The sequence below is a fragment of the Phaeovulum molybdatiresistens genome (assembly GCF_023544865.1).
Classification (GTDB): domain Bacteria; phylum Pseudomonadota; class Alphaproteobacteria; order Rhodobacterales; family Rhodobacteraceae; genus Pontitalea.
This window is the reverse complement of record NZ_JAMJFX010000013.1, coordinates 27119-51124: the sequence shown is the minus strand read 5'-3', so window position 1 is coordinate 51124 and position 24006 is coordinate 27119. Positions and strand designations below refer to the sequence as shown.

20 protein-coding genes and 1 tRNA gene are annotated in these 24006 nt (G+C 64.7%); 10 read left to right on the top strand and 11 right to left on the bottom strand.

Features of this window, described 5'->3' with window-relative positions; translation table 11 throughout:
- Window positions 1-13: 13 nt before the first annotated feature.
- From nadA to nadC, 3 genes are read left to right on the top strand one after another with little or no spacing between them, the layout of a single operon-like run.
- Window positions 14-1066: a quinolinate synthase NadA gene (gene nadA, locus MXB90_RS10490; RefSeq protein WP_250044383.1), complete on the top strand. Its 1053-nt coding sequence runs from the start codon at window positions 14-16 to the stop codon at window positions 1064-1066.
- Window positions 1063-2625, top strand: coding sequence for an L-aspartate oxidase (locus tag MXB90_RS10485; protein ID WP_250044381.1), 1563 nt, complete (start codon window positions 1063-1065; stop codon window positions 2623-2625). The genes nadA and MXB90_RS10485 overlap by 4 nt, the downstream gene beginning before the upstream one ends.
- Window positions 2622-3467 carry a carboxylating nicotinate-nucleotide diphosphorylase gene (gene nadC, locus MXB90_RS10480; protein WP_250044379.1) on the top strand — a complete coding sequence of 282 codons (846 nt, stop codon included), beginning with the start codon at window positions 2622-2624 and terminating at the stop codon, window positions 3465-3467. The genes MXB90_RS10485 and nadC overlap by 4 nt, the downstream gene beginning before the upstream one ends.
- Before the next feature lie 12 nt (window positions 3468-3479).
- Here nadC and MXB90_RS10475 read toward each other — a convergent pair whose 3' ends face one another.
- From MXB90_RS10475 to rsfS, 6 genes are all read right to left on the bottom strand, one after another.
- Entirely contained in the window at window positions 3480-3965 is a 486-nt protein-coding gene (locus tag MXB90_RS10475) for an RNA pyrophosphohydrolase (protein ID WP_250044378.1), read from the bottom strand.
- 57 nt (window positions 3966-4022) lie between these two features.
- Entirely contained in the window at window positions 4023-5378 is a 1356-nt protein-coding gene (locus MXB90_RS10470; protein ID WP_250044375.1) for a S41 family peptidase, read from the bottom strand.
- Between the two features lie 3 nt (window positions 5379-5381).
- Complete coding sequence (locus tag MXB90_RS10465; protein ID WP_250044374.1) at window positions 5382-6527, bottom strand: murein hydrolase activator EnvC family protein; 1146 nt, start codon at window positions 6525-6527, stop codon at window positions 5382-5384.
- 2 nt (window positions 6528-6529) lie between these two features.
- Complete coding sequence (gene gpmI / locus MXB90_RS10460) at window positions 6530-8050, bottom strand: 2,3-bisphosphoglycerate-independent phosphoglycerate mutase (RefSeq protein ID WP_250044373.1); 1521 nt, start codon at window positions 8048-8050, stop codon at window positions 6530-6532.
- A 123-nt stretch (window positions 8051-8173) separates the two neighbouring features.
- Window positions 8174-8641 (bottom strand): 23S rRNA (pseudouridine(1915)-N(3))-methyltransferase RlmH, encoded by a 468-nt coding sequence (rlmH, locus tag MXB90_RS10455; protein WP_250044372.1) that lies wholly within the window; start codon window positions 8639-8641, stop codon window positions 8174-8176.
- Window positions 8641-9012, bottom strand: a complete 372-nt coding sequence (rsfS, locus tag MXB90_RS10450) for a ribosome silencing factor (RefSeq protein ID WP_250044371.1) — start codon at window positions 9010-9012, stop codon at window positions 8641-8643. The genes rlmH and rsfS overlap by 1 nt, the downstream gene beginning before the upstream one ends.
- Window positions 9013-9080: 68 nt before the next feature.
- On the opposite strand from rsfS, the gene MXB90_RS10445 reads away from it, so the two are divergent.
- From MXB90_RS10445 to MXB90_RS10425, 5 genes are all read left to right on the top strand, one after another.
- Entirely contained in the window at window positions 9081-9368 is a 288-nt protein-coding gene (locus tag MXB90_RS10445) for a hypothetical protein (RefSeq protein ID WP_250044370.1), read from the top strand.
- Between the two features lie 72 nt (window positions 9369-9440).
- Complete coding sequence (leuC, locus tag MXB90_RS10440) at window positions 9441-10859, top strand: 3-isopropylmalate dehydratase large subunit (RefSeq protein ID WP_250044369.1); 1419 nt, start codon at window positions 9441-9443, stop codon at window positions 10857-10859.
- Between the two features lie 12 nt (window positions 10860-10871).
- On the top strand, window positions 10872-11477 hold the full coding sequence (leuD, locus tag MXB90_RS10435; RefSeq protein WP_250044367.1) for a 3-isopropylmalate dehydratase small subunit: 606 nt from the start codon (window positions 10872-10874) through the stop codon (window positions 11475-11477).
- 292 nt (window positions 11478-11769) lie between these two features.
- A complete protein-coding gene (locus MXB90_RS10430; protein ID WP_349665903.1) occupies window positions 11770-12570 on the top strand; it encodes a hypothetical protein in 801 nt (266 codons plus the stop codon).
- Window positions 12571-12581: 11 nt separating this feature from the next.
- Entirely contained in the window at window positions 12582-13571 is a 990-nt protein-coding gene (locus MXB90_RS10425) for an endonuclease/exonuclease/phosphatase family protein (protein ID WP_250044364.1), read from the top strand.
- Here MXB90_RS10425 and MXB90_RS10420 read toward each other — a convergent pair.
- On the bottom strand, window positions 13558-14415 hold the full coding sequence (locus MXB90_RS10420; protein WP_250044363.1) for a Rossmann-fold NAD(P)-binding domain-containing protein: 858 nt from the start codon (window positions 14413-14415) through the stop codon (window positions 13558-13560). The genes MXB90_RS10425 and MXB90_RS10420 overlap by 14 nt on opposite strands.
- Window positions 14416-14638: 223 nt before the next feature.
- On the opposite strand from MXB90_RS10420, the gene leuB reads away from it, so the two are divergent.
- Window positions 14639-15745 (top strand): 3-isopropylmalate dehydrogenase, encoded by a 1107-nt coding sequence (leuB, locus tag MXB90_RS10415; protein ID WP_250044362.1) that lies wholly within the window; start codon window positions 14639-14641, stop codon window positions 15743-15745.
- Window positions 15746-15793: 48 nt separating this feature from the next.
- Here leuB and MXB90_RS10410 read toward each other — a convergent pair whose 3' ends face one another.
- Entirely contained in the window at window positions 15794-17338 is a 1545-nt protein-coding gene (locus MXB90_RS10410) for a Na/Pi cotransporter family protein (RefSeq protein ID WP_250044357.1), read from the bottom strand.
- Between the two features lie 141 nt (window positions 17339-17479).
- On the opposite strand from MXB90_RS10410, the gene MXB90_RS10405 reads away from it, so the two are divergent.
- Window positions 17480-17556: transfer RNA gene (locus MXB90_RS10405), tRNA-Pro, on the top strand.
- A gap of 58 nt (window positions 17557-17614) precedes the next feature.
- Here the strand turns inward: MXB90_RS10405 and mtgA are convergent.
- The 3 genes from mtgA to gltB all read right to left on the bottom strand — a co-directional run bounded on the left by mtgA (window position 17615) and on the right by gltB (window position 24005).
- Window positions 17615-18349: a monofunctional biosynthetic peptidoglycan transglycosylase gene (mtgA, locus tag MXB90_RS10400; protein WP_250044354.1), complete on the bottom strand. Its 735-nt coding sequence runs from the start codon at window positions 18347-18349 to the stop codon at window positions 17615-17617.
- A 30-nt stretch (window positions 18350-18379) separates the two neighbouring features.
- A complete protein-coding gene (locus MXB90_RS10395; protein ID WP_250044351.1) occupies window positions 18380-19306 on the bottom strand; it encodes a Hint domain-containing protein in 927 nt (308 codons plus the stop codon).
- A 157-nt stretch (window positions 19307-19463) separates the two neighbouring features.
- Window positions 19464-24005, bottom strand: coding sequence for a glutamate synthase large subunit (gene gltB, locus MXB90_RS10390; RefSeq protein WP_250044349.1), 4542 nt, complete (start codon window positions 24003-24005; stop codon window positions 19464-19466).
- Between the last annotated feature and the right edge of the window lies 1 nt (window position 24006).

The window sequence follows — 24006 nt, the reverse complement described above, 5'->3', positions numbered from 1 at the left end:
GGGAGGATTACCCATGCTGGACTTCGCCACGATGCGCGCCACCCTGGCCGAGGCCTATGACCTCGCGCCCTCTGTCACGCTGGCCGAGGAGATGCGCGACATCCATGCGCGCATGGATCGCGTGGTTCCGTTCCCGGATTTCGCCCGTTACGCGCCCTATATCCGGGCGATCAACGCCCTGAAACGGGATCGCAATGCCGTGATCCTGGCCCATAACTACATGACGCCGGAAATCTTTCACGGCGTTGCCGATGTGGTGGGCGACAGCCTGCAGCTTGCGATCGAGGCGACCAAGGTCGAAGCCGATGTGATCGTGCAGTGCGGCGTGCACTTCATGGCCGAAACTTCCAAGATCCTGAACCCCGCAAAGACGGTTCTGATCCCGGACATGGAGGCCGGCTGTTCGCTGGCGGAATCGATCACTGCCGAAGGCATCGCCGAAATGCGCGCCAAATACCCCGGCGCGCCGGTGGTGTCCTACGTCAACACCACCGCCGAGGTGAAGGCCGCGTCTGACATCTGTTGCACCTCCTCCAATGCCGCGCAGATCGTGGCGGCAATGGAAAGCGATCTGGTGATCATGACGCCTGACCAGTACCTGGCGCAGAACGTGGCCAAGCAGGTGCCGCAGAAAAAGGTCGTCTGGTGGGCCGGGTCCTGCATCGTGCATGAACAATACACCCCCCAGGACCTGCGTGATTTTCGCAGCCACTGGCCCGACACCCGCATCATTGCACACCCCGAATGCCCCCCCGATGTGGTGGCCGAGGCGGATTTTTCCGGCTCGACCTCGGGCATCATCGACTATGTGCACCGCGAAAAGCCGGGCCGGGCGATGCTGGTGACGGAATGTTCGATGGCCTCGAACATCGCCGACGCCCTGCCCGAGGTGGAATTCGTCGGCCCCTGCAACATGTGCCCCTACATGAAAAAGATCACGCTGGAGAAAATCCTGTGGTCGCTGCACACGATGACCGAAGAGGTCGTCGTCGATCCCGCGATTTCGGAAAAAGCCCGCATTTCGGTGCAGCGGATGATTGACCTGTCGCGGAACCTGTCCAAGTGACCACGATCCGCACTGATCGCGTGATCATCGTGGGCGCAGGTCTGGGCGCGCTTTATGCCGCGCTGAAGCTGGCGCCCCATCCGGTTCTGGTTATCTCGCCGGAAATTCTGGGTGTCGGGGCCTCATCCGCCTGGGCGCAGGGGGGTGTTGCCGCCGCGATGGCCGCTAACGACACGCCCGAGGCCCATGCCCAGGATACCGTGCGCGCCGGTGCCGGCACGGTGGATGCGGCAATCGCGCAGATGGTCACCGCCGAGGCGCGCCAACACATCCTTGACCTGACCGATCTGGGCACCCCCTTCGACCGGGATGCCAAGGGCGGCTATGTCATGTCGCGTGAGGCTGCCCATTCGACCGCGCGCGTGGTCCGGGTCAAGGGCGATCAGGCGGGGCATGAAATCATGCAGACGCTGATCGCCGCGGTTCGGGAAACCCCGTCCGTGCAGGTCGCCGAAGGTGTCCTCGCCTCGGGGCTGGACCTGCGCGATGGCCAGGTGGCCGGGGTATGGGTCGAACGTGCCGGGTTCCCGTCGGGACGGATTCTGGTCGAAGGCACCGCGGTGCTGCTGGCGGGTGGCGGTTCCGGCGGCTTGTTCGCGGTGACCACCAATCCGCCGCGCATCCGGGGCCAGGTGATCGGCATGGCCGCCCGTGCCGGTGCCGTCATTGCCGATGCGGAATTCGTCCAGTTCCACCCCACCGCGATCGCCTCGGGCGAAGATCCCGCCCCCCTGGCGACCGAGGCGTTGCGCGGCGAAGGGGCCACGCTTATCAACAGCGCGGGTGAACGCTTCATGCTGACGGTCCACCCCGATGCCGAACTTGCCCCGCGCGATATCGTTGCCCGCGCGGTCTATAGCGAAACACAGGCCGGGCGGCGCCCCGCGCTTGACACACGTTCCGTGCTGGGCGCCGAGGTTCTGACCCGCTTTCCCGCGGTTGCCGAAGCCTGCAAAAGGGCCGGAATAGACCCTGTTTCGCAGCCCATTCCCGTCGCCGCAGCCGCGCATTACCACATGGGCGGCGTTGCGACAGACCCGCAGGGCCATGCCAGCCTTGGCAATCTTTGGGTCTGTGGCGAGGCCTCATCCACGGGGCTGCACGGGGCGAACCGGCTTGCGTCCAACGGCTTGCTGGAGGCGCTGGTTTACGCCCGCCGCTGCGCGCTGGACATTGCCGCGATGCTTCCCGCCCCGGTCGATGCGCCGCCGGTTGTGCTGGATTTTCCGCAAGGCGGCGCGGCGGTAGATGAGGTCGCCGTGGCTCGGTTGCGTCAGGCGATGACCGATGGTGTCGGGGTCGTGCGCACCGCACAGGGCCTGCGCCAGGCGCTTTCTGTCATTGCCGAGATTGAGCTCAACGCGACCTCGGAAACGTTGCGCAATATGACCGCTACCGCTACGCTGATCGCCGCCGCCGCCTATCTGCGCCGCGAAAGCCGGGGCGGGCATTTCCGCGCCGATTATCCGCAGGCCGATCCGGCGCAGGCGCACCGTTCGCGCCTGACCCTTGCCGAGGCGTTGCAAATCCGCGCCCAAGCCCTGGAGGAAACCGCATGACCGCCCCCCTGCCCGATTTCCTGCTGGAACCGCTGGTCCGCGCCGCGCTGACCGAAGATCTGTCGCCGATGGGCGATGTCACCACCCGCGCGGTGGTTCCCGCGGGCGCGCGCTACAAGGCGCGGCTGAACGCACGCGAACCGGGCGTGGTGTCGGGCATGCAGATCGCGGCGCTTGCGTTCCGGCTGATCGATCCGGTGCTGCAAATCCGCGTGCTGGTTGCCGACGGCCAGCCCTGCACCCCCGGCGCGACCCTGATGGAGATTGAGGGCGCGGCCAGCTCGATCCTGATGGCGGAACGGGTCGCGTTGAATTTCGCGGGGCGGCTTAGCGGCATTGCCACCCTGACCGCCGCGTTCGTGGCGCAGACCAAGGGCACCAAGGCCCGCATCACCTGCACCCGCAAGACGACGCCGGGCCTGCGCATGGTGGAAAAGCTGGCGGTGCAGCATGGCGGCGGGTCGAACCATCGCTTTGGCCTGTCGGATGCGATCCTGATCAAGGACAATCACATCGCTGCTGCCGGCGGGGTGCGTCAGGTTCTGCAGGCTGCCCGTGCCGCCCGCAGCCACATGATGCGGGTTGAGCTGGAGGTGGACAGCCTGCGCCAGTTGGAAGAGGCGCTTGGCGTCGGCGGGGCCGATGTCATCTTGCTGGATAACATGGACACCCCCACCCTGCGCGCCGCCGTCGCCATCAACGCCGGTCGCTTGGTGCTCGAGGCGTCGGGCAACATGCGCCTGGACCGCATCGCCGAGGTTGCCGCGACCGGGGTCGATTACATCTCCAGCGGGGCGCTGACCCATTCGGCGCGCACGCTGGACCTTGGTCTGGATTTCTGAACCCCTGCCCGGTCAGGCCAGGTGGTCACGAAAGGCGCCGACCACCTGTTCATAAACCGATCGCTTGAACGGCACGATTGAGGCGACCATGTCGTCGGCGTCGATCCAGCGCCATGTGGAAAATTCCGGGTGGTCGGTGTCGATGCGGATCTGGTCGTCGCGGCCAAGGAAGCGGAACAGAAACCATTTCTGCCGTTGGCCACGGTATTTCCCGCCCCAGACCTTGCCCAGAAGGTCGGGCGGAAGGTCATAGGTGACCCATTCCGGCGTCTTGGCGACGAATTCCACCAGGTCGTCGGTGACGCCGGTTTCTTCCCACAATTCGCGCAGCGCCGCCGCGCGGGGCTTTTCACCATCATCAATACCGCCCTGGGGCATCTGCCAGGCGGGTGTCGGGCTGTCGATGCGCTGACCGGCAAAGATCAGTCCCACGCGGTTCATCAGAACCACGCCGACACAGGGACGATAGGGTAGCAAGGTCGGGTCGGTCTTGGTCATCACGTTCTCATGGCTGTAAAAAAGGGGGCCCTGCGGCCCCCTTGGCGTTCAGGTTGGTTACTTGCCCTGGCTGTAGGCGGGGGCAAGTGCGCTGAATCCGCGCAGGATATCCAGTGCATAGGCCAACTGATAATCCTGTTCGCGCAGCTTTGCCGCGGCCTCGGCGCGCGCAAGCTCCTCATCGGCCAGACGCTTTTCATCCTCGGTCATGGAGTCGTTGGACAGTGACCCGCGCAGATCCGCCTCGGACCGGTCATGCGCCCCGTTCGCCTCATCGGTTTCCTCCTCGCCTGTGACGGGCGGGCGAACCGGCTGTTGCACGATGATGTCGGGGGCGATCCCCATCGCCTGGATCGACCGCCCCGAAGGCGTGTAATACCGCGCGGTGGTCAGGCGCATTGCCGCCTCGCCCCGGATCGGCATCACCGTCTGAACCGATCCCTTGCCGAAGCTTTTCGTGCCCACGACAATGGCGCGGCGGTGATCCTGCAGCGCCCCGGTGACGATTTCCGAAGCCGAGGCCGAGCCGCCGTTGATCAGCACCACGATCGGCTTGCCTTCGGCCAGGTCCCCGGGTGTTGCGTTGAAACGTTCGCTTTCCTCGGGGTGCCGGCCGCGGGTTGAAACGATTTCGCCCGCGTCAAGGAAGGCGTCGGACACCTCGATCGCCTGGTTAAGCAGGCCGCCGGGGTTGTTGCGCATGTCCAGAACAAAGCCATTGACCTTGTCCATGCCGCCGACCTCATCCACGGCTTTCTTCAGGCTTTCCTGAAGGTTGGCAAAGGTCTGGTCGTTGAAGGTGGTGATGCGCAGCACAACGGTTTCACCCTCGGTCCGGCCGCGCACGGCGGTCAGCTTGATCGTGTCGCGGATGATCGACACGTCAAAGGGCTCTGCCACGCCTTCGCGGACCACGGTGATGATGATTTCCGACCCGACCGGACCGCGCATCCGGTCCACCGCCTGATCCAGCGTCAGGCCCAGAACGGATTCGCCATCGACATGGGTGATGAAATCGCCCGCCTGGATGCCCGCCGCCGCCGCTGGCGTTTCATCCATGGGCGCCACGACCTTGACGAAACCTTCTTCCTGGGTGACCTCAATCCCCAGACCGCCGAACGATCCGCGGGTCTGGACGCGCATGTCATCGTAATCTTCGGGCGGCAGATAGCCGGAATGCGGGTCAAGCGAGGACAGCATCCCGTTGATCGCCGCCTCAATCAGCTCGGCCGCATCCACCTCTTCGACATAATCGGCGCGGACGCGTTCAAAGATGTCGCCGAAAAGGTCCAGCTGTTCATAAACCGAGGACGGCTTGGTCGCTTCCTGCGCCAGCAGCGGGGCCGCCACCTGTGTGGTCATCAGCGCCCCGGCGACGGTTCCGCCCAACGCGGCCATGAGGAATTTTTTCATCGTCTAACCCTGGTCTTCCCTTGTTTCGCTGAACCACCCGGCCGGGTCCACGGGCTCTCCGTCGACCCGAAGTTCAATATAAAGCGTTTCCGACCGCCCCGCGCCACCGCCTTGTGTGGCGGCGGCCACAAAAAGGGCCCCGAATTCCTGCGCCGACAGCTCTGTCCCGCCCATAAGGCCCAGCGGCGCCCCTGCCGGCAGGACGTCGGCCGTTTCACCATAAACGGTTCCAAGCCCCGCCAGGATCAGAAGATAGCCCTCTGCGGGCTCAATGATCATCACATTTCCGTAGTCCAGCAGCGGGCCGCGATAGCGGATCGTTGCGGGCCAGGGCGTGGTGACCAGCGCGGCGGGTGCGGTTGCCAAAATCATTCCGGGCCGGCGGATGCCCGCCGCGTCCGCCTCGTTGAAGCGGCGCAGCACCGTGCCCATGACCGGCAGGCGCAGCGTGCCCCTTGCCGCGGTGAAATCCTCCAGCGGCGCGCCAATGTCACTGTCCAGCCCCGCCAGACCCGAGGCGAACCCTTCAAGCGTATCGGCGCTTTCGACCAGTTGGCGCAGCTCGGCCGGGTCTTCCAGATAGCGGCGCGGAAGGTCGGTCCGGTCGGCCATCGCCTGGCTTAGCGCGGTGCGCGCCGACTGGACCGAGGCCAGCCCCTCCTCCAGCACATCCGCGGCGCTTTGCTGCAACGCCCGCAGGGTCGAGATTTCTTCCAGTGCCAGGCGCATCGTCTCGGCCTCGGCCTGCAGCGCGGGCGTGACCGATGACAGGATCATTCCCGACCGCGCGGACCCCTCGGCCCCGGACGGATGCAGCATCAGAAGCGGGCCTTCCGATTGCTCCATGGTCGACATCACACCCAGCAGACGCCCGACATGATCGCGCCGGGCCTCGAATTCGGTCCGGATCTCATTCTCGCGGATGGCGGCGCGGCGCAGACCATCGCGCATCGCGGCCAGACCTTCTTCATAGGCGCGGATCGTCTCGGTCAGCGCATCCACCCGATCCCGCCGGCTTTGCGCGGCATCCAGCTGCCCGATCGCTGCACGCAACCCTTCGGCGGCACGCAAGGCACCGTCGGTCGCGGGGTTTTCGGCCAGCGCCGCGCCCGCGGCAAGAAATACAAGGGCCAGAAGGGCTGCGCGCATCCTTACCGCTCGATCAGGGTCTTGCCGGTCATTTCGGGCGGCACCGGCAGGTCCATCAGGTCCAGCAGCGTCGGCGCCAGATCGGCCAGCCGCCCATGCCGCAGCCGCACCCCTGCAGGCCCGCCGATCAGCGCGACCGGCACCGGGTTCGTCGTATGCGCGGTATGCGGCCCGCCGGTTTCGGGGTCGATCATCGTTTCGCAATTGCCGTGGTCGGCGGTCAGGATCATCGCGCCCCCCGCCGCCTGCAACGCCTCCAGCACTCGGCCCAGATCGCGGTCGATCTCTTCGCAGGCGGCGATGGCGGCGGGCAGGCTGCCGGTGTGGCCCACCATGTCGGGGTTGGCATAGTTCACCACGATCAGGTCATAGCCGTGGCGGATCGCCTCGACGAACCGGTCGGTGACCTCGGGCGCGGACATTTCCGGCTGCAGGTCATAGGTCGCCACCTTGGGCGATTTTGGCATGAAGCGGTCTTCGCCCATCTCGGGCGTTTCCTTGCCGCCGTTCAGGAAAAAGGTGACATGGGGGTATTTCTCGGTCTCGGCCAGCCGGAACTGGGTCTTGCCCTGCTTGGCCACCCATTCACCCAGCGTGTTGACGATTTCGCGCTTGGGAAAAGCGGTGGCCATGAAGGCGCTGTGCGCGGCGGAATATTCAACCATCCCCAAAAGCGCGGCCCAGTCCGGGCGCTTGCCGGTGTCAAACCCGTCAAAGCCGGGCGCCGCCAGCGCCGCCAGGATTTCGCGCGCCCGGTCGGCCCGGAAATTCAGGCAAAAGAAGCCGTCGCCATCCTTGGCCCCAGCATAATCCCCGATCACGGTGGGGGCGATGAATTCATCCATCTCGGCCTTGGCATAGCTTTGCGCAACCGCCTCGGCCGGGGTTGCGGCGCGTTCGCCCGCGGCATTCACCATCGCCTGATAGGCGCGCGACACGCGGTCCCACCGATTGTCGCGGTCCATTGCCCAATAGCGGCCGATCACCGTGCCGACCCGCGCCCCTTCGGGCAGATCGCGCACCAGCCGCTCGATGAACCCGCCGGCGCTGTCGGGCGCCACATCGCGTCCGTCGGTGATCGCATGCAGCACCACCGGCACGCCTTGGCGCAGCAGCGCATGACAGGCCGCCAGCACATGCACGATATGGCCATGCACACCGCCATCCGACACCACACCCATCAGATGCGCCACCCCGCCCGAGGCTTTCAGCTTGCCCGCAAATGCCAGCAGTGCGGCGTTTTCAAAGAACGACCCGTCCTCGATCGCCAGGTCGATCGCGCCAAGGTCCATCGCTACCACGCGGCCCGCACCGATATTGGTATGGCCAACCTCGGAATTGCCCATCTGTCCGCTGGGCAGGCCGACGTCCGGGCCATGCGTGATCAGCGTAGACTTCGGGCAGGTCGCCATGATCCGGTCGATATTGGGCGTATGGGCCAGTGCGGGGGCATTGCCCCGCGTCTCGGCGCGCTCGCCCCAGCCGTCAAGGATGCACAGCACAACGGGTTTCGGACGGGTCATCGGCGCCTCCTGGACTTATTTGGTCCTACATACGGTGGCGCCCACCCAACGGCAACAAGGCCCCCTTCGGCTTTGCACAAATATCCCGGGGGATTCGCCGCAAGGCGACGGGGGCAGCGCCCCCTACACCCGATGATAGGGTGTGCCGGCCAGGATCTGGCCTGCCCGGTAAAGCTGTTCGGCCAGCATCACCCGCACCAGCATGTGGGGCCAGACCATCTTGCCGAAGCTGATCGAGAAATCGGCTCTGGCGCGCAATGCCGGGGCGATCCCGTCGGCGCCGCCGATCACCAGGCAAAGGTTGCGCCCCGCATCGCGCCAGCCGCCGATCCTTTCGGCGAATTCCGGCGAGGACAGCATCGCCCCGCGCTCATCCAGCGTCACCAGAACCGCGCCCGGCGGAATCGCGCGGGCCAGAGCCGCGGCTTCGGCCTCTGGCCCAAGGTTCTTCTTGTCCTCGACCTCGACAACAACGGCAGGGCCAAGGCCAAAGGCCCGCCCCGCCTTGCCGAAACGGTCAAGATAGTCGTTCACCAGCGTCAGTTCCGGCCCCGCGCGCAGCCGGCCCACCGCCGCGATCGTCACCCGCATCAGACCTGGGTCGCCCCCGCGGGCATCCACATCTTTTCCAGCTGATAGAATTCGCGCACTTCGGGGCGGAACACATGGACGATCACGTCATTGGTATCGATCAGAACCCAGTCGCCCTGATCCTTGCCCTCGATCTTGCAGATGCGGCCAAAGTCCTGCTTCAGCCGATCCATCAGCTTTTCGGCGATGGCACCCACCTGACGCGATGACCGCCCCGAGCAGATCACCATGTAATCGGCCATGGACGACCGGCCCCGAAGATCGATCGAGACGATGTCTTCCGCCTTGTCATCTTCGAGGGACTCGATGATCCGGGCAAGCAGCTGTTCGCTTGTCACGTCGGATCCTTGCGCGCTGACGTCGGCCGTCATGGGCGCCGCCTTTGCGGCCGGGGTGCTGGCCGCCGATGGTGTCTGAGACAGGACATAGTCCTCCTGGGTTGCGCGCCGATACCGAACCCCGGCGCCGGGAATATGACAAGCCTAACACCGGGCGCGCGAAATCTCAACGTTGGCACGATGCTGCTGTCGTGGTTTTCAGCCGCCCGCCTTATCCCCCGGTTTGGCGCGCGGCAAGGGCCGTTTTCCGTTTCAGCACAGTTTCGATTGCCAGACTCGATCCGCTGGCTTATTTAGCGGGCATGATCCGTTTTTTTGACATGGACGATCGCGCCCGTCTGCCTTGGCGCTTTTACGGCGAAAGCCGGTCCATCCTCGCGCGACTTTGACGCCGGGGCGTGCCTTGGCGCGTCCAGTTACGCGTTAACCGATCATCAGCCATCCTTCAGAAAGTGAGAGCCATGTCCGCTCCGAAGACCCTCTATGACAAGATCTGGGATGCCCATGTCGTGGATACCCAGCCCGACGGCACCTGCCTGCTGTATATCGACCGCCATTTGGTCCACGAAGTGACCAGCCCGCAGGCCTTTGAAGGGCTGCGCATGTCGGGCCGCAAGGTGCGCGCGCCGGAAAAGACCATCGCCGTGCCGGACCACAACGTCCCCACCACCGCGGGCCGCGAAACCCATATCGACAATGAGGAATCGCGCATCCAGGTCGAGGCGCTGGACAAGAACGCCAAGGATTTCGGCATCAACTATTATCCGGTGACCGACATCCGTCAGGGCATCGTGCATATCGTCGGCCCCGAACAGGGCTGGACCCTGCCGGGCATGACCGTCGTTTGCGGTGACAGCCATACCGCCACGCATGGCGCCTTTGGTGCGCTGGCGCATGGCATCGGCACGTCGGAAGTGGAACACGTTCTGGCCACCCAGACGCTGATCCAGAAAAAATCCAAGAACATGAAGGTGGAAATCACCGGGAAACTGCGCCCGGGCGTCACCGCCAAGGATATCACCCTGTCGATCATCGGTCAGACCGGCACCGCTGGCGGCACCGGCTATGTCATCGAATATTGCGGCGAGGCGATCCGCGATCTGTCGATGGAAGGCCGCATGACCGTGTGCAACATGGCGATCGAAGGCGGTGCACGTGCCGGCCTGATCGCGCCGGATGAAAAGACCTTTGAATATGTCAAAGGCCGCCCGCACGCCCCCAAGGGTGCCGCGTGGGAAGCCGCGCTGGCCTGGTGGAAGACACTTTACACCGATGAAGGCGCGCATTTCGACAAGGTCGTGACGATCCGCGGCGAAGACATCGCCCCCGTCGTGACCTGGGGCACCAGCCCCGAAGACGTGCTGCCGATCACCGCCACTGTCCCCGCAGCGGAAGATTTCACCGGCGGCAAGGTTGATGCCGCGCGCCGCAGCCTGGACTACATGGGCCTGAAGCCGGGCATGAAGCTGACCGATATCAAGATCGACGCGGTTTTCATCGGGTCCTGCACCAACGGCCGGATCGAGGATCTGCGCGCCGCTGCCGAAATCCTGAAGGGCAAGCATCTGGCCCCGGGCGTGCGCGGCATGGTGGTGCCGGGGTCTGGTCTGGTGCGTTTGCAGGCCGAGGAAGAGGGTCTGGACAAGATCTTCAAGGACGCGGGCTTTGAATGGCGTCTTGCGGGCTGCTCGATGTGCCTGGGCATGAACCCCGACCAGCTGGCCCCGGGTGAACGCTGCGCGGCCACCTCGAACCGCAATTTCGAAGGCCGCATGGGCCGCGGTGGCCGCACCCATCTGATGAGCCCCGTGATGGCGGCCGCCGCCGCGATCACCGGCCATCTGACCGATGTGCGCGACATCATGGCCGAAACGGTCTGAGGAGACAGAACGATGGAAAAATTCGAAAAGCTGACCGGGATCGCGGCGCCGATGCCGCTGGTCAATATCGACACCGATATGATCATCCCGAAACAGTTCCTCAAGACGATCAAGCGCACCGGCCTTGGCGTGAACCTGTTCGACGAGATGCGCTATAACCCCGATGGCAGCGAAAACCCCGATTTCGTGCTGAACCAGCCGGCCTATCGCCAGACCGAGATTCTGGTGGCGGGCGACAACTTTGGCTGCGGGTCGTCGCGCGAACATGCCCCTTGGGCCATGAAGGATTTCGGGATCAAGGCGGTCATCTCGACCAGCTTTGCCGACATTTTCTTCAACAACTGCTTCCAGAACGGCATCCTGCCGATCGTTCTGCCGGCAGAGGCGGTGGCGGTTCTGATGGAAGATGCGAAAAAGGGGTCGAACGCGCGCATGACCGTCGACCTTGAGGCGCAGACCGTCACGTCGTCCGACGGGCAAAGCTTCCACTTTGAGGTGGATGCCTTCAAGAAACACTGCCTGCTGAACGGGTTGGATGATATCGGGCTGACGCTGCAGAAGGTTCCGGCGATCGACAGCTATGAAGCGCAGATGGCGCAGGCCCGCCCCTGGGTCTAAGCCTATGGGCCCGCGCGGCCCTGTCCACAAGATCTTGGCCGCCCCCAACGGGCGGCCATTTTTTTGCACCAGAATTGATGCAAAGTCGCACCAGTTTTCCCGCGAAATCGCCCGAATACTTACGCTAACGTGATGCTTGGTTGCGTGATCGACAGGATTGGTCAAAGTGACAAAGACGAGTGATAAAGCCGCGGAAACAGGCGGCGTGTTCATGGGACAAGGGCCCGGCAGCGTATCGGGCCCGACCGAAAGTGGGGCTGAGGCAGTGGTTTCTCGATTCTCCGGGGCGCTTTTGCGCGCCTGTTTGGTGGTGTTGCTGGTGGTCATGCCATCGCTGATGCTGCCATCGGTCACATCGGATGCGGCGCAGGTGGTCGCACTGCTGGCGCTGTGCGCCGCGGCTCTGACGATGTTCGAATATGGCTCGGTCTATCCCGGCCTGGTTGAATTTCGTGATGCCCCGCCGTTCAACCGCATCCGCTTTGCATCCTTGTTCCTGACGGTGTTTCTGCTGTCCGTCGTGGTCATGGCCGAATTTCAGCCCACCACCCTGACCCGCTTCCTGGAGGTGTTGGGCGCCGCGGTGGCACGGTCCATCGACTTTCCCTACAGCCCGGTGCGGGTTCTGGTGCTGATGCTGCCGGCCGATGTCGGGGCCGCACATCTGGAACGCGTCCGCACCGCGGCCGGGGTCAGCTATCTGATTTCCCTGACGACGCTGGGCTATTTCGTGGTTCTGCTGCGCACCATGGGCTGGCCGCAATGCCGGACGGGGTTCAATGTCTGGGTGAACCTGCCCACCTTTGACCCGGCGGCGGGCGGGGATGTGGTGGAACGTCTGCGACGGGATGCCTGGTTCAACGTGGCGCTTGGCTTTGTCTTGCCGTTCATTATACCTGCGGTTGTAAAGGCGATCTCGATGACGTTGACCCCGATCACGCTGACCTCGCCGCATACGATGATCTGGACGGTGACGGCATGGGCATTCCTTCCGGCAAGCCTGCTGATGCGGGGCATCGCCATGGGGCGGGTCGCCAGCATGATCGAGGCGAAGCGCGCCGAAAGCCGGGACGAATCCTTCGCGCCGGCCTGATCGCTGCGGCCTTGGCCGCGCTGGCCGGTCCGGCCTTGGCCGAGACGCTGCGCATCGCCACATTCAACGCCGATCTGAACCGCCGTGGTCCGGGGCTTTTGCTGCGTGACATCCGGTCCGGCAAGGACGCCCAGGTCGAGGCTGTTGTAACGGTCATCGCCAGCGCCGGGGCGGATGTGATCGTGTTGACCGGGATGGATTGGGATCATGACGCGCTGGCGCTGCAGGCGCTGGCGGCGCGGCTTTCCGAACGCGGGGCAGGGTATTCGCATCTGTTCACCGCGCGCCCGAATACCGGCATGTCGACCGGCCTTGACCTGGATGGAAACGGCAGGCTGGGCGAGGCGCGCGATGCCCAGGGCTATGGCCGGTTTACGGGTGAAGGCGGCATGGCCGTCCTGTCGCGTCTGCCGATCCTGGATGATCGGTTGCGCGATTTTTCCGCGCTGTTGTGGGACGATCTGCCCGATGCGCTGATCGACGGCGCCGGGCTTGCGCCGCCTGCGCGCGCGGTGCAGCGGCTGTCGTCCACCGCGCATTGGGATCTGCCGCTGGCGCTGCCGGGCGGCGGCGCGCTGCATCTGTGGGCCTATCACGCGACGCCGCCTGTCTTTGACGGCCCCGAGGATCGCAACGGGCGCCGCAACCATGACGAAACCGCGCTTTGGCTGCGCTATCTGGAAGGGCGGTTGCCGCAGGTGCCTGCCGACGCGCCCTTTGTCATTCTGGGCGATGCCAACCTTGACCCGGAAAAGGGCGAGGGCCGGCACGAGGCCCTGCGCGCGCTTTTGGCGCATCCAGCGGTGCAGGACCCCCTGGCCGGTCTGCCCACGGTGGACTGGCCCGACACCGGCCCGCGACGGGTGGATTATGTCCTGCCCGCCGCGGAATTGCAGGTCACGGGCGCGGGCGTGTTATGGTCAACAGAGGGCCTCCTGGCCGGGGCGGTGGCCAAAGCCTCGCGCCATCGGCTTGTCTGGGTTGACGTCACCCTACCCTGAGCCCGCGCATGAACAGATGTTCCTTTACCACCCGCTCCAGCGGCTTCAACGGCGTGTCCGGGAACAGGGTGCGAAAGTCGGACCCGTCGATGTCATGGTCGATGTCATACAGATAACGCATTTCGCGCAGCTCGCGGCCCAGTTCCCAGACCGGCGAGGTCAGTGACAGCGCCCACCACGGAAATTTTCCGACGGTCATCGCGCGGTTCAGTTGCTGGCCCGCTTCGGCGACCAGCTCTTCGGTGGAAAAGACGGTGCCGGGATAGCCAAGATCCAGGAAATCCGGCAGCCCGTCGCCGGTTTCGGCCAGCGCAACGGCGGTGCGGGTCAGATCGCCCAGATCGGCATAGACGCGTCGCGCCGCCGGGCGGCCCATCGCGGTGATGCGCCCCTTGGCGACATGTTTCAGCATTACACGGTTCAGGATTGTCGCAGGTGCATCGGCCTGAATGAAATCGCCCGCCCGCAGGATCAGGACGCGCGCGCCTTCCTCGGCCACGGCGCGGCGATAGCGTGCCTCCATGTCGGCGCGCACGCGGCCCTTGCGGGAACAGGGGTCGTGTGGGGTTTGCGCGCCCCAGGGGCCGGGCTGGCGGCCAAAGACATAGACGTTGCCCGGCACCAGAACCCGTGCGCCATTGGCCCGGGCTGCGGCCAGAACCTGTTCTGTGATCTCGGGGATGAACCTGTCCCAGGCGTGGTAATCGGGCGGGTTCATTGCGTTGATGATCCACTGCACCCCGCGCGCCGCCAGCGCCATGTCGGTGCCGCGGTGATAGCGCGCCACATCCCAGCCCGCCGCGCGAAAGGCGCGCGCCGCCGCCGTGCCAAATGTGCCGCTCATCCCGGTGATAAGAACCCTGCGTCCCATGCCCTGCCCATCCTGCCATCTTTTGGCGCAGCATGGACCGCCCGGCCCGGCGGGGCGAGGGGGCCGTTTGCCTACGCGCGGAACCTTGCCGGCCCTTCGGCCAAAGCCCGCCGACCGGGCCGTTACCGCAAGCGCGCTTGACCCCGCGTCCCCCTTTGGCTACGCCGCTTGCGACCCCATTTGACCGGAGATCCCCATGGCGAACCCCTCCCTCCTTATCCTCGCCGGTGACGGCATCGGCCCCGAAGTCATGGCCGAGGTGAAAAAGATCATCGGCTGGTTCGACGCCAAGCGCGGCATCACCTTTGACGTGTCCGAAGATCTGGTGGGCGGCTGCGCCTATGATGCGCATGGCACGCCGCTGCATGATGACACGATGGCCAAGGCTCAGGCGGTGGATGCGGTCCTGCTGGGCGCCGTGGGCGGCCCGAAATACGACAACCTCGATTTCAGCGTGAAGCCCGAACGCGGCCTGCTGCGCCTGCGCAAGGAAATGGACCTGTATGCCAACCTGCGCCCTGCGCAGTGCTTTGACGCGCTGGCCGATTTTTCCTCGCTGAAAAAGGACGTGGTCGCGGGTCTTGATATCATGATCGTGCGCGAACTGACCTCGGGCGTCTATTTCGGCGAACCGCGCGGTATCTTCACCGAGGGCAATGAACGCGTGGGCATCAACACCCAGCGCTACACCGAAAGCGAAATCGCCCGCGTCGCCCGCTCGGCGTTTGAACTGGCCAGCAAGCGCGGCAACAAGGTCTGCTCGATGGAGAAGGCCAATGTGATGGAATCCGGCATCCTGTGGCGCGAGGTGGTGCAGAAGGTCCACGATACCGAATACCCGGATGTGGAATTGTCGCACATGTATGCCGATGCGGGCGCGATGCAGCTGACCCGCTGGCCCAAGCAGTTCGACGTGATCGTGACCGACAACCTGTTCGGCGATTTGCTGTCGGACCTGGCCGCGATGCTGACCGGCAGCCTTGGCATGCTGCCCTCGGCCAGCCTTGGCGCGCCGATGGCCAACGGTCGCCCGAAGGCGCTGTATGAACCCGTGCACGGGTCTGCCCCCGACATCGCGGGCCAGGGCAAGGCCAACCCGATCGCCTGCATTCTGTCCTTCGCGATGGCGCTGCGGTATTCCTTCGACTTGGGCGACGAAGCCACCCGCGTTGAAAAGGCCGTGGAAAAGGTTCTGGCCGATGGCGCCCGCACCGCCGATCTGATGGGCCCCGAAGGCGGTGTGCCCGTTTCGACCACAGAGATGGGCGACAAGATCATCGCGGCGCTGGACGCCAGCCTCTGATCCGCGACACATCCGGTCAAAGGCCCGCGCATCACGCGCGGGCCTTTGTCATTTATGCAGGGCCTTTTCGGCGTAAAGGGTGACGCGGGCGGCATGGTGGGCCACACGTTCCAGCCAGCGGATCGCATCGGTCAGGGGAAACAGGTCCGACACCGGGATAAGCCCGGCATGTTCGCGCAACAGAACCCCGCGACGATGCCGCTTGGCGCGGTTGGTGATCAGCACGGCCAAACGTTCGCGCCGGTCCGCCGGCAGGTCGCGGATCAGTGATGCCGCAAGCGCCGCCCCGGGCCGCAACAGCTGGTGATCCACCGTTAATGTGGCGATGCGGTTGTGTTCCCCCGAACGGGCCAACAGGCGCGACAGGTGGTCAAATGCGTGCAGCAGCGCCGAATAGCGCGCCAGATCGGTCTTGCGATCGGGGGGCACGCGGATCCGGGCCAGATAATCCTCAAGCTCTGCCAAGGCGGGCTGCACCTGCGCGCCCAGCGTCGAAAGACCGCGAAAATCGCGCGCCGGGCCAAGCGCGCTGGCCAGCGCGGCAAAGACCGCGCGTGCGATTGCCTGAACCACCGCTTGCGCGGCATCCATCGCGGCGCCCTCATCCGGCAACAGCCGCGGGTCCAGCGGTGCGGCAAGCGCTACGCGCCGTTCCGGCACCAGCCATTCGACAAAGGCCGCGAAACGACTGGTCAGGGGAAGGAAGACCAACGTTCCCAGAAGGTTGAACCCGGTATGAAACAGCACCAATGCGGTCTGGTCATCGCGTCCCAGCGCAGTGCCATGCAGCAGCGGCGCGGCGGCATCCAGCAACGGAAAGGCCAGAAGCGCGGTGCCCAGGTTGAACAGCAGGTTCGCCAGCGCCGTCATGCGCATCGCACGCCCGCCGCCGATGGCCGCGACCACCGCTGTCAAAGTGGTGCCGATGTTCATCCCGATCATCATCGCGGCGCCTTGCGCGAAAGTGACCGCGCCTGAGCCAAGCATCACCAGGATCATCGCCGTCCCCGCAGATGATGATTGCGTCAGCGTCACCAGCACGATCCCGATCCCCACCAGCGCCAGCCGGCCAAGCCAGCCATCGCCGGGCAGCATGTCGGGTGTCAGCCGCCCCTCTAGCCCCACCATCGCGCCCTGCATCATGTCCAGCCCGATGAACAGCAGGCTGAGCCCCGCCAGAACACGGCCCGCGCGTTCGATGCGGCCATTGCCCAGCACGGCCATCAGGCTGGCCACGAACAGGCCGGGCAGGGCGGCAAGGCCCAGCTTCAGCTTGAAGCCCACCAGCATCACGATCCAGCCGGTCACCGTTGTGCCGATATTGGCACCGAACAACACGCCCAAGGCTTGCGAAAAGCCGATCAGCCCGGCGCCGACAAAGCCGATCGTCGTCAGCGTGATGGCGGTGGAACTTTGCACCACGACCGTGGCCGCCGCGCCGGTGATCGTGCCTTTCAGCGGGGTTTCGGTAAAGCGCGCCAGCATCCGGCGCAGGCTGCCCGAGGCGATTTCGCGCAGGGAAACGGTCATCACCTCCATCCCGAAAAGGAACAGCCCGATTCCACCCAGAAACTGCAGCAACGCCTGATTCATCCCGCCCTCCAAAGCCCGCCAATCTTCGCGGGGGTGGCCCGGTTTCGCAAGCGGATGCGGCTGCATGTGTCTTGTGGCCTGTCATGCTGCAAAAGCCGCTTGCAAAAGCCGCTGCGAAGCGGTAACCCCCGCCCACACGGTCGGAGCGTAGCGCAGCCTGGTAGCGCACCTGCTTCGGGAGCAGGGGGTCGGAGGTTCGAATCCTCTCGCTCCGACCAGTTTTCCCGCATATTTCAAATGGTTTGGGTCAGGCCACGGGGCAGGGCGCCCGTTCGGTCATTCAAAGCAATCTGCGCGCCCGTCCCTGCGGATGGTCGCTGCCCCATCCTCGATCGACTGCGCGCGGCGCGACACAAAGGCCGAGGGCTTGGCCGCGCTGCGTTCCTTGGGGTTGGGCAGTACAGCCGCCAGCAGCGCCGCCTGTCGCGCCGTCAGCTTGTCGGGCGTGGTGCGGAAATAGCGGAAGGCCGCGGCATTCACGCCAAAGACGCCTTCGTCGAATTCCGCGACGTTCAGATAAACCTCAAGGATGCGCCGCTTGGACCAGACTGCCTCGACCGCCGGGGTCAGGGCCGCCTCCATCGCCTTGCGCAGCCAGCTGCGGCCCTGCCACAGGAAGACATTCTTCACCACCTGCTGCGTCAGCGTTGACGCGCCGCGGTTCGCGCCTTCATCCAGCGCCAGCCGGATCGCGCGCATGTCAAAGCCCCAGTGGCGACAGAAATTCGCATCCTCGGCCGCCACGACCGAACGGGCCATGACGGGGGCGATGTCTTCTAGCGGGGTCCATTGCCGGTCAACCCCGCCAAGGCGCCGCGCCTCGGACCAGATGGTCAGCGTGGTGGGCGGGTTGACCACGGTGTAAAGCACGACCAGCGCCAGATAGACCGCCGCAACCCCGACCAGCACGCGCAGCCCCCAGCGCAGCGCCCAAGCCTTGGGTCGCCGCCAGAGAAGCGCCGGCAGGCCGGGCTTTGCAGCCGTTTTCTTCAAGGACTTCTTGCGCGCCATGCCGCCATAAGTCACGCGCCGCCGCGATGGTCAAGCCGACAGAAGCTGTGCGAGCGACCCATGAGCAAGCGGCCGCGCGAGCCGCCAGTGCGGTGCCGCGCGGCCATCTGCCATCAACGCGCCAATGGCGACCAGTTCGGCCCGCAGCGCGGGATCGGATTCAAGGATGGTGTCGCCGGGGAAAAAGCTTTCGCTGGCGGCGCCATTGGCGGTCAGGATTTCGTGTCGGTCCAGCAGCAGGTGGACATAGGTCACGTTCGCGCGCGGCGCGCGGCGGACGCTGTGGCCGTTGATCAGATGCTTGGCCGCAATCAGCACCTCTGGCGCGCCCAGATGGATTTCGGCCCGCCAGCCGCACAACAGCATGCGGTGCTGCGGGGAAACCTCGATAGCCTCGGGGTTGTCGATGGCGCCGGGTTCAAAACGGATGGGGGCGTGGTCGCGCCAGGCGTCAACCTTTCGCTTGCCGACCCAGCGCAGGGGTTGCGCGCCATGATCGCGCGTGCTGACCAGATCGCCCGGGCGCAGCCATTCCACCGGCTTTCGCCCTTCGGGCGTGTCGATCAACGTGCCCGCGGTGAAGCAGGGAATGCCAAGTGCGTCTGGGGAAATCTGTGTCGAATTCGGCACAGAGGTGGAGCTGACAAAGACCGCAGGGTTCAGTTTTGACCCGTCAATGGGCGTGAAAAGCCGCCGCCCGTCCGCCAGATGAAAGGTCACGCCCGTGATGGTCTGCGTTTCGCCGTCCACCTCGACCGTGATCGTATCGTTCACGTAAACCCCTATAACGCGGACGCCATCGATCAGATCGCGATTTGAGGCGTTGTCCGATGGGGTCGTGTTCAGAAGGTTGTTGTTGTTGTCATCGATTGTCAGGAACAGAACGGAAAGCGTGGTTCCGGCGGGTGGGGGATTGGCCGGGTCCAACAAATAGAACTGATCCTGAAAAATCGCCATAATTACCGCCCGCTTACATTTCCCCACCAAACATGCTGCCACGGAAGTCTGGCCCGGCAAAGGGAAATATTAACCTTTTGGATGGTCGGTGTATCTTTGGGATAATGCAGAGGGGCGGGACCATTGGCCCCGCCCCTTGACAGTCTTTGGTGCCGCGTCACTCGGCCGGGATGGCGCGTTCGGCCTCGGCGCTAAGCGGGTGGGGCAGGTGGATCAGCATCTCCTTGGGGCAGACCTGCAGGAAATTGCCGCGCTCGGCCTGCCAGTTCTGCACGATCTCGGCGGCCTTGCGGCTGCCGGTTTCGGCCGCGTGACGTTCGATCAGGCCCTTCAACTGTGCTTCCCAATGCGGATGCGACACCGCACAGGTCACCAAGCTTTCCAGGTTCATGTAATCCAAGGCAACGCCTTCGGGATCATACAGATAGGCCATGCCCCCGGTCATGCCCGCGCCAAAGTTCGCGCCTATCCGGCCCAGGATCACCGCCACACCGCCGGTCATGTATTCGCAACCGTTGGTGCCACAGCCCTCGACCACGACCTTCGCGCCCGAATTGCGCACGGCAAACCGCTCGCCCGCACGGCCCGCCGCGAACAGATGGCCATCGGTCGCCCCGTAAAGCACGGTGTTTCCGATGATCGTGTTGTCCGAGGCGGTCAGCGGCGAATTCATCGGGGGCCGCACCACGATCATCCCGCCCGACAGGCCCTTGCCGACATAGTCGTTCGCATCGCCCGACACCTCGATCTTCAGCCCCGGCGCGGCAAAGGCACCCAGCGATTGGCCGCAAGACCCCGTCAGCTTGACCGTCAGATGGTCGGGCTGCAGGTTGTTGCGCATGCCAAAGCGCTTGACGATATGGCTGGACGCGCGTGTGCCGATGGTGCGGTGGGTGTTGCGCACGGCATAGGACAGCTGCATCTTTTCGCCATCCTCGAAGAAGCGCGCGCCGTCGCGGATGATTTCGGCATCCAGCGTGTCGGGCACGAAGTTGCGGGGCTTGGACCGATCATAGACGATCTTGTCCCAGCCATCGACGGTGATCAGCAGCGGGTTCAGGTCCAGATCATCCAGATACGCGGACCCGCGGCTGACCTGGGTCAGCAGGTCGGCCCGGCCGATCACCTCATCCAAGGACCGCGCGCCGATTGAGGCGAGGATTTCCCGCACCTCTTGCGCGTAGAAGGTGATCAGGTTCACCACCTTGTCGGCGCTGCCGCTGAAGCGCGCGCGCAGGGCCGGATCCTGCGTGCAGACGCCCACCGGGCAGGTGTTCGCCTGGCACTGGCGCACCATGATACAGCCCATCGCGATCAGCGCGGCGGTGCCGATGCCGAATTCCTCGGCCCCCATCATCGCCGCCATCACGATGTCGCGCCCGGTGCGCAGGCCACCATCGGTCCGCAGGGTGACGCGTTCACGCAGGTTGTTCATTGCCAGAACCTGATGCGCCTCGGTCAGGCCCATTTCCCAGGGCAGGCCCGCATATTTGATGGACGTGGCGGGGCTGGCCCCGGTGCCGCCGTTGTGGCCGGAAATCAGGATGATGTCGGCCTTGGCCTTGGCCACCCCGGCCGCGATCGTGCCCACGCCCGAAGACGCCACCAGCTTGACCGTCACCTTGGCGCGCGGGTTGATCTGTTTCAGGTCATAGATCAGCTGCGCGAGGTCTTCGATGGAATAGATATCGTGGTGCGGCGGGGGCGAGATCAGCGTCACACCCTTGGTCGAATGGCGCAGCCGGGCGATCAGCTCGGTCACCTTCATGCCGGGCAGCTGGCCACCCTCGCCGGGCTTGGCGCCCTGGGCCACCTTGATCTCCAGTTCCTCGCAGGCGTTCAGATATTCCGCCGTCACGCCGAACCGGCCCGAGGCGACCTGCTTGATCTTGGCGCTGGGGTTGTCGCCATTGGGCAGCGGCATGTGGTGCGCGGGATCCTCGCCACCCTCGCCGCTGTCGGATTTCGCGCCGATGCGGTTCATGGCGATGTTCAGCGTCATATGCGCCTCGGGCGACAGGGCCCCAAGCGACATGCCCGGCGTCACGAACCGCTTGCGGATCGAGGTGATGCTCTCCACCTCCTCGATCGGCACGGGTTTGCCCAGCGACTTGATGTCCAGCAGGTCGCGGATGTGGATCGGCGGGTTGGCCCGCATCGCGGCGGAATATTGTTTCCACAGGTCATAGCTGGCGCGGTCGCAGGCCGATTGCAGCATGTGCATCGTCTGCGCTTCCCAGGCGTGCTTTTCGCCGGTGCGGCGCGCCTTGTAGAAGCCGCCGATCGGCAGCACGTCTTGCCCGCCTTTCCAGCCCTTGGCGTGAACCTCTTCCAGCTTGTGCTGGATGCCGTGCAGGCCGATGCCGGAAATGCGGCTGTGCATGCCGGGGAAATATTCCGCCACCATCGCGCGCGACAGGCCCACGGCCTCAAAGTTCAGGCCGCCGCGATAGGACGACAGCACCGAAATCCCCATCTTGGCCATGATCTTCAAAAGGCCCGCGTCGATCGCCTCGCGGTAACGGCGGATGGCCTCGACCAGGCTGCCCTCCAGCAGACCGCGTTCGATCCGGTCGGCGATCGAATCCTGCGCCAGATAGGGGTTCACCGTGGTCGCGCCACAGCCGATCATTACCGCGAAATAATGCGCGTCGATGCATTCCGCCGACCGCACGTTAAGTGAGCAGAACGTCCGCAGCCCCTTGCGGGTCAGCCAGCTGTGGACCGCACTGGTCGCCAGGATCATCGGCATCGCCACCCGATCCGCGCCCTGATGCTGATCGGTCAGCACCAGATGGCCGGCACCGGACCGCACGGCATCCTCGGCCTCGGCCCGGATGCGTTCCAGCCCCTCGCGCAGCGCTTCCTGATCGGCCCCTGCGGGGAAGGTGCAGTCGATCATGCTGACATTGGCGCCGAAATATTTCAGCATCTCGTCGAATTCGGCATTGGCGACGAAGGGGCTTTCCAGAACCAGGATTTCGGTCTGGCTGCTGTCCTCATCCAGCACGTTCTTGAGATTGCCGAACCGCGTCTTCAGGCTCATCACGCGGGTTTCGCGCAAGCTGTCGATCGGCGGGTTGGTGACCTGGCTGAAGTTCTGGCGGAAGAAATGGCTTAGCGGGCGATATTGCCGCGACAGGACCGCGGGCGGCGTGTCATCGCCCATCGAGGCGATGGCCTCTTTCGCATCCTCGGCCATGGGGGCCAGGACCTGTTCCAGTTCCTCGACCGAATAGCCCGCGGCGATCTGGCGCTTGCGCAATTCCGCGCCCGAAAACATCGCGGTTTCGGGCAGTTCGTCCAGCGGCGGGCTAAGGTTGACGACCTTGGACACCCAGTCGCCAAAGGGCTGGCTGTTGGCCAGCCGGTCCTTGATCGCGGTGTCGTGGAAAAGTTTGCCCTCGCGCATGTCGACGGCGATCATCTGGCCCGGGCCAAGGGCGCCCTTTTCGCGCACCGTCGCCTCATCCACCGGCACCATGCCGACCTCGGACCCCGCGATCAGCAGGCCGTCGCCGGTCACGACATAGCGCATTGGGCGCAGGCCGTTTCGGTCCAGCCCGCCGCAGACCCAGCGGCCATCGGTCATCGCCAGCGCGGCGGGGCCGTCCCAGGGTTCCATCACCGCGTTGCAATAGGCATACATGTCCTGCCAGGCCTTGGGCATGTCGGTCGTGGCCTTGGACCAGGCTTCGGGCACCAGCATCGTCTTGGTCATCGGTGCGCTGCGGCCCGACCGCACCATCACCTCAAACACCGCATCCAGCGCGCCGGAATCGGACGTGCCTGACGGGATGATCGGCTTGATCTCGTCCGCCATCTCGCCAAAGGCGGCCGAGGCCATGCGGATTTCGTGGCTTTTCATCCAGTTGACGTTGCCCTTGAGCGTGTTGATCTCACCATTATGGGCCAGCATGCGGAAGGGCTGCGCCAGCCACCACTGCGGGAAGGTGTTGGTGGAATAGCGCTGGTGATAGATCGCAAAGGCGGATTCGAAGCGCGCATCCATCAGGTCGGGGTAGAAGACCGCGACCTGTTCGGCCAACATCATGCCCTTGTAGATGATGCTGCGACAGGACAGCGAACAGAAGTAAAGGCCCGCGATCTGCGCGGCGATGGCCGCCTTTTCGATGCGGCGGCGGATGATATACAGCTCGCGCTCGAACGTTTCCTCATCGATGTCCTTTTCGCAGCGGATCAGGATCTGTTCGATTTCGGGACGCGTGGCATTGGCCTTGTCGCCCAGAACGGATGTATCCACCGGCACATGCCGCCAGCCATAGATGTAATGACCCATCCGCAGCACTTCGGTTTCCACGATGGTGCGGCAGCGTTCCTGCGCGGCGAAATCGGTGCGCGGCAAAAAGATCTGGCCCACGGCGATGCGCTTGGTCAGGTCGGGTTCATGGCCGGTGCGGCGGACCTGATCGTAGAAGAAGGGCACCGGGATCTGGACATGGATGCCCGCGCCGTCGCCGGTCTTGCCGTCGGCATCCACCGCGCCGCGGTGCCAGACCGCCTTCAGCGCATCAATGCCGTTTTCCACGACCTTGCGGCTGGGCTTGCCGTCGATCGACACCACCAGCCCCACCCCGCACGAGGCATGTTCGTCATCCTCTTTGTAGAGGCTGTTTTCCGCCATCCATTTGCGCTTGGCTTCTTCGGCGGCAACCCAGGTTTCGTCGTATTTCGTCATA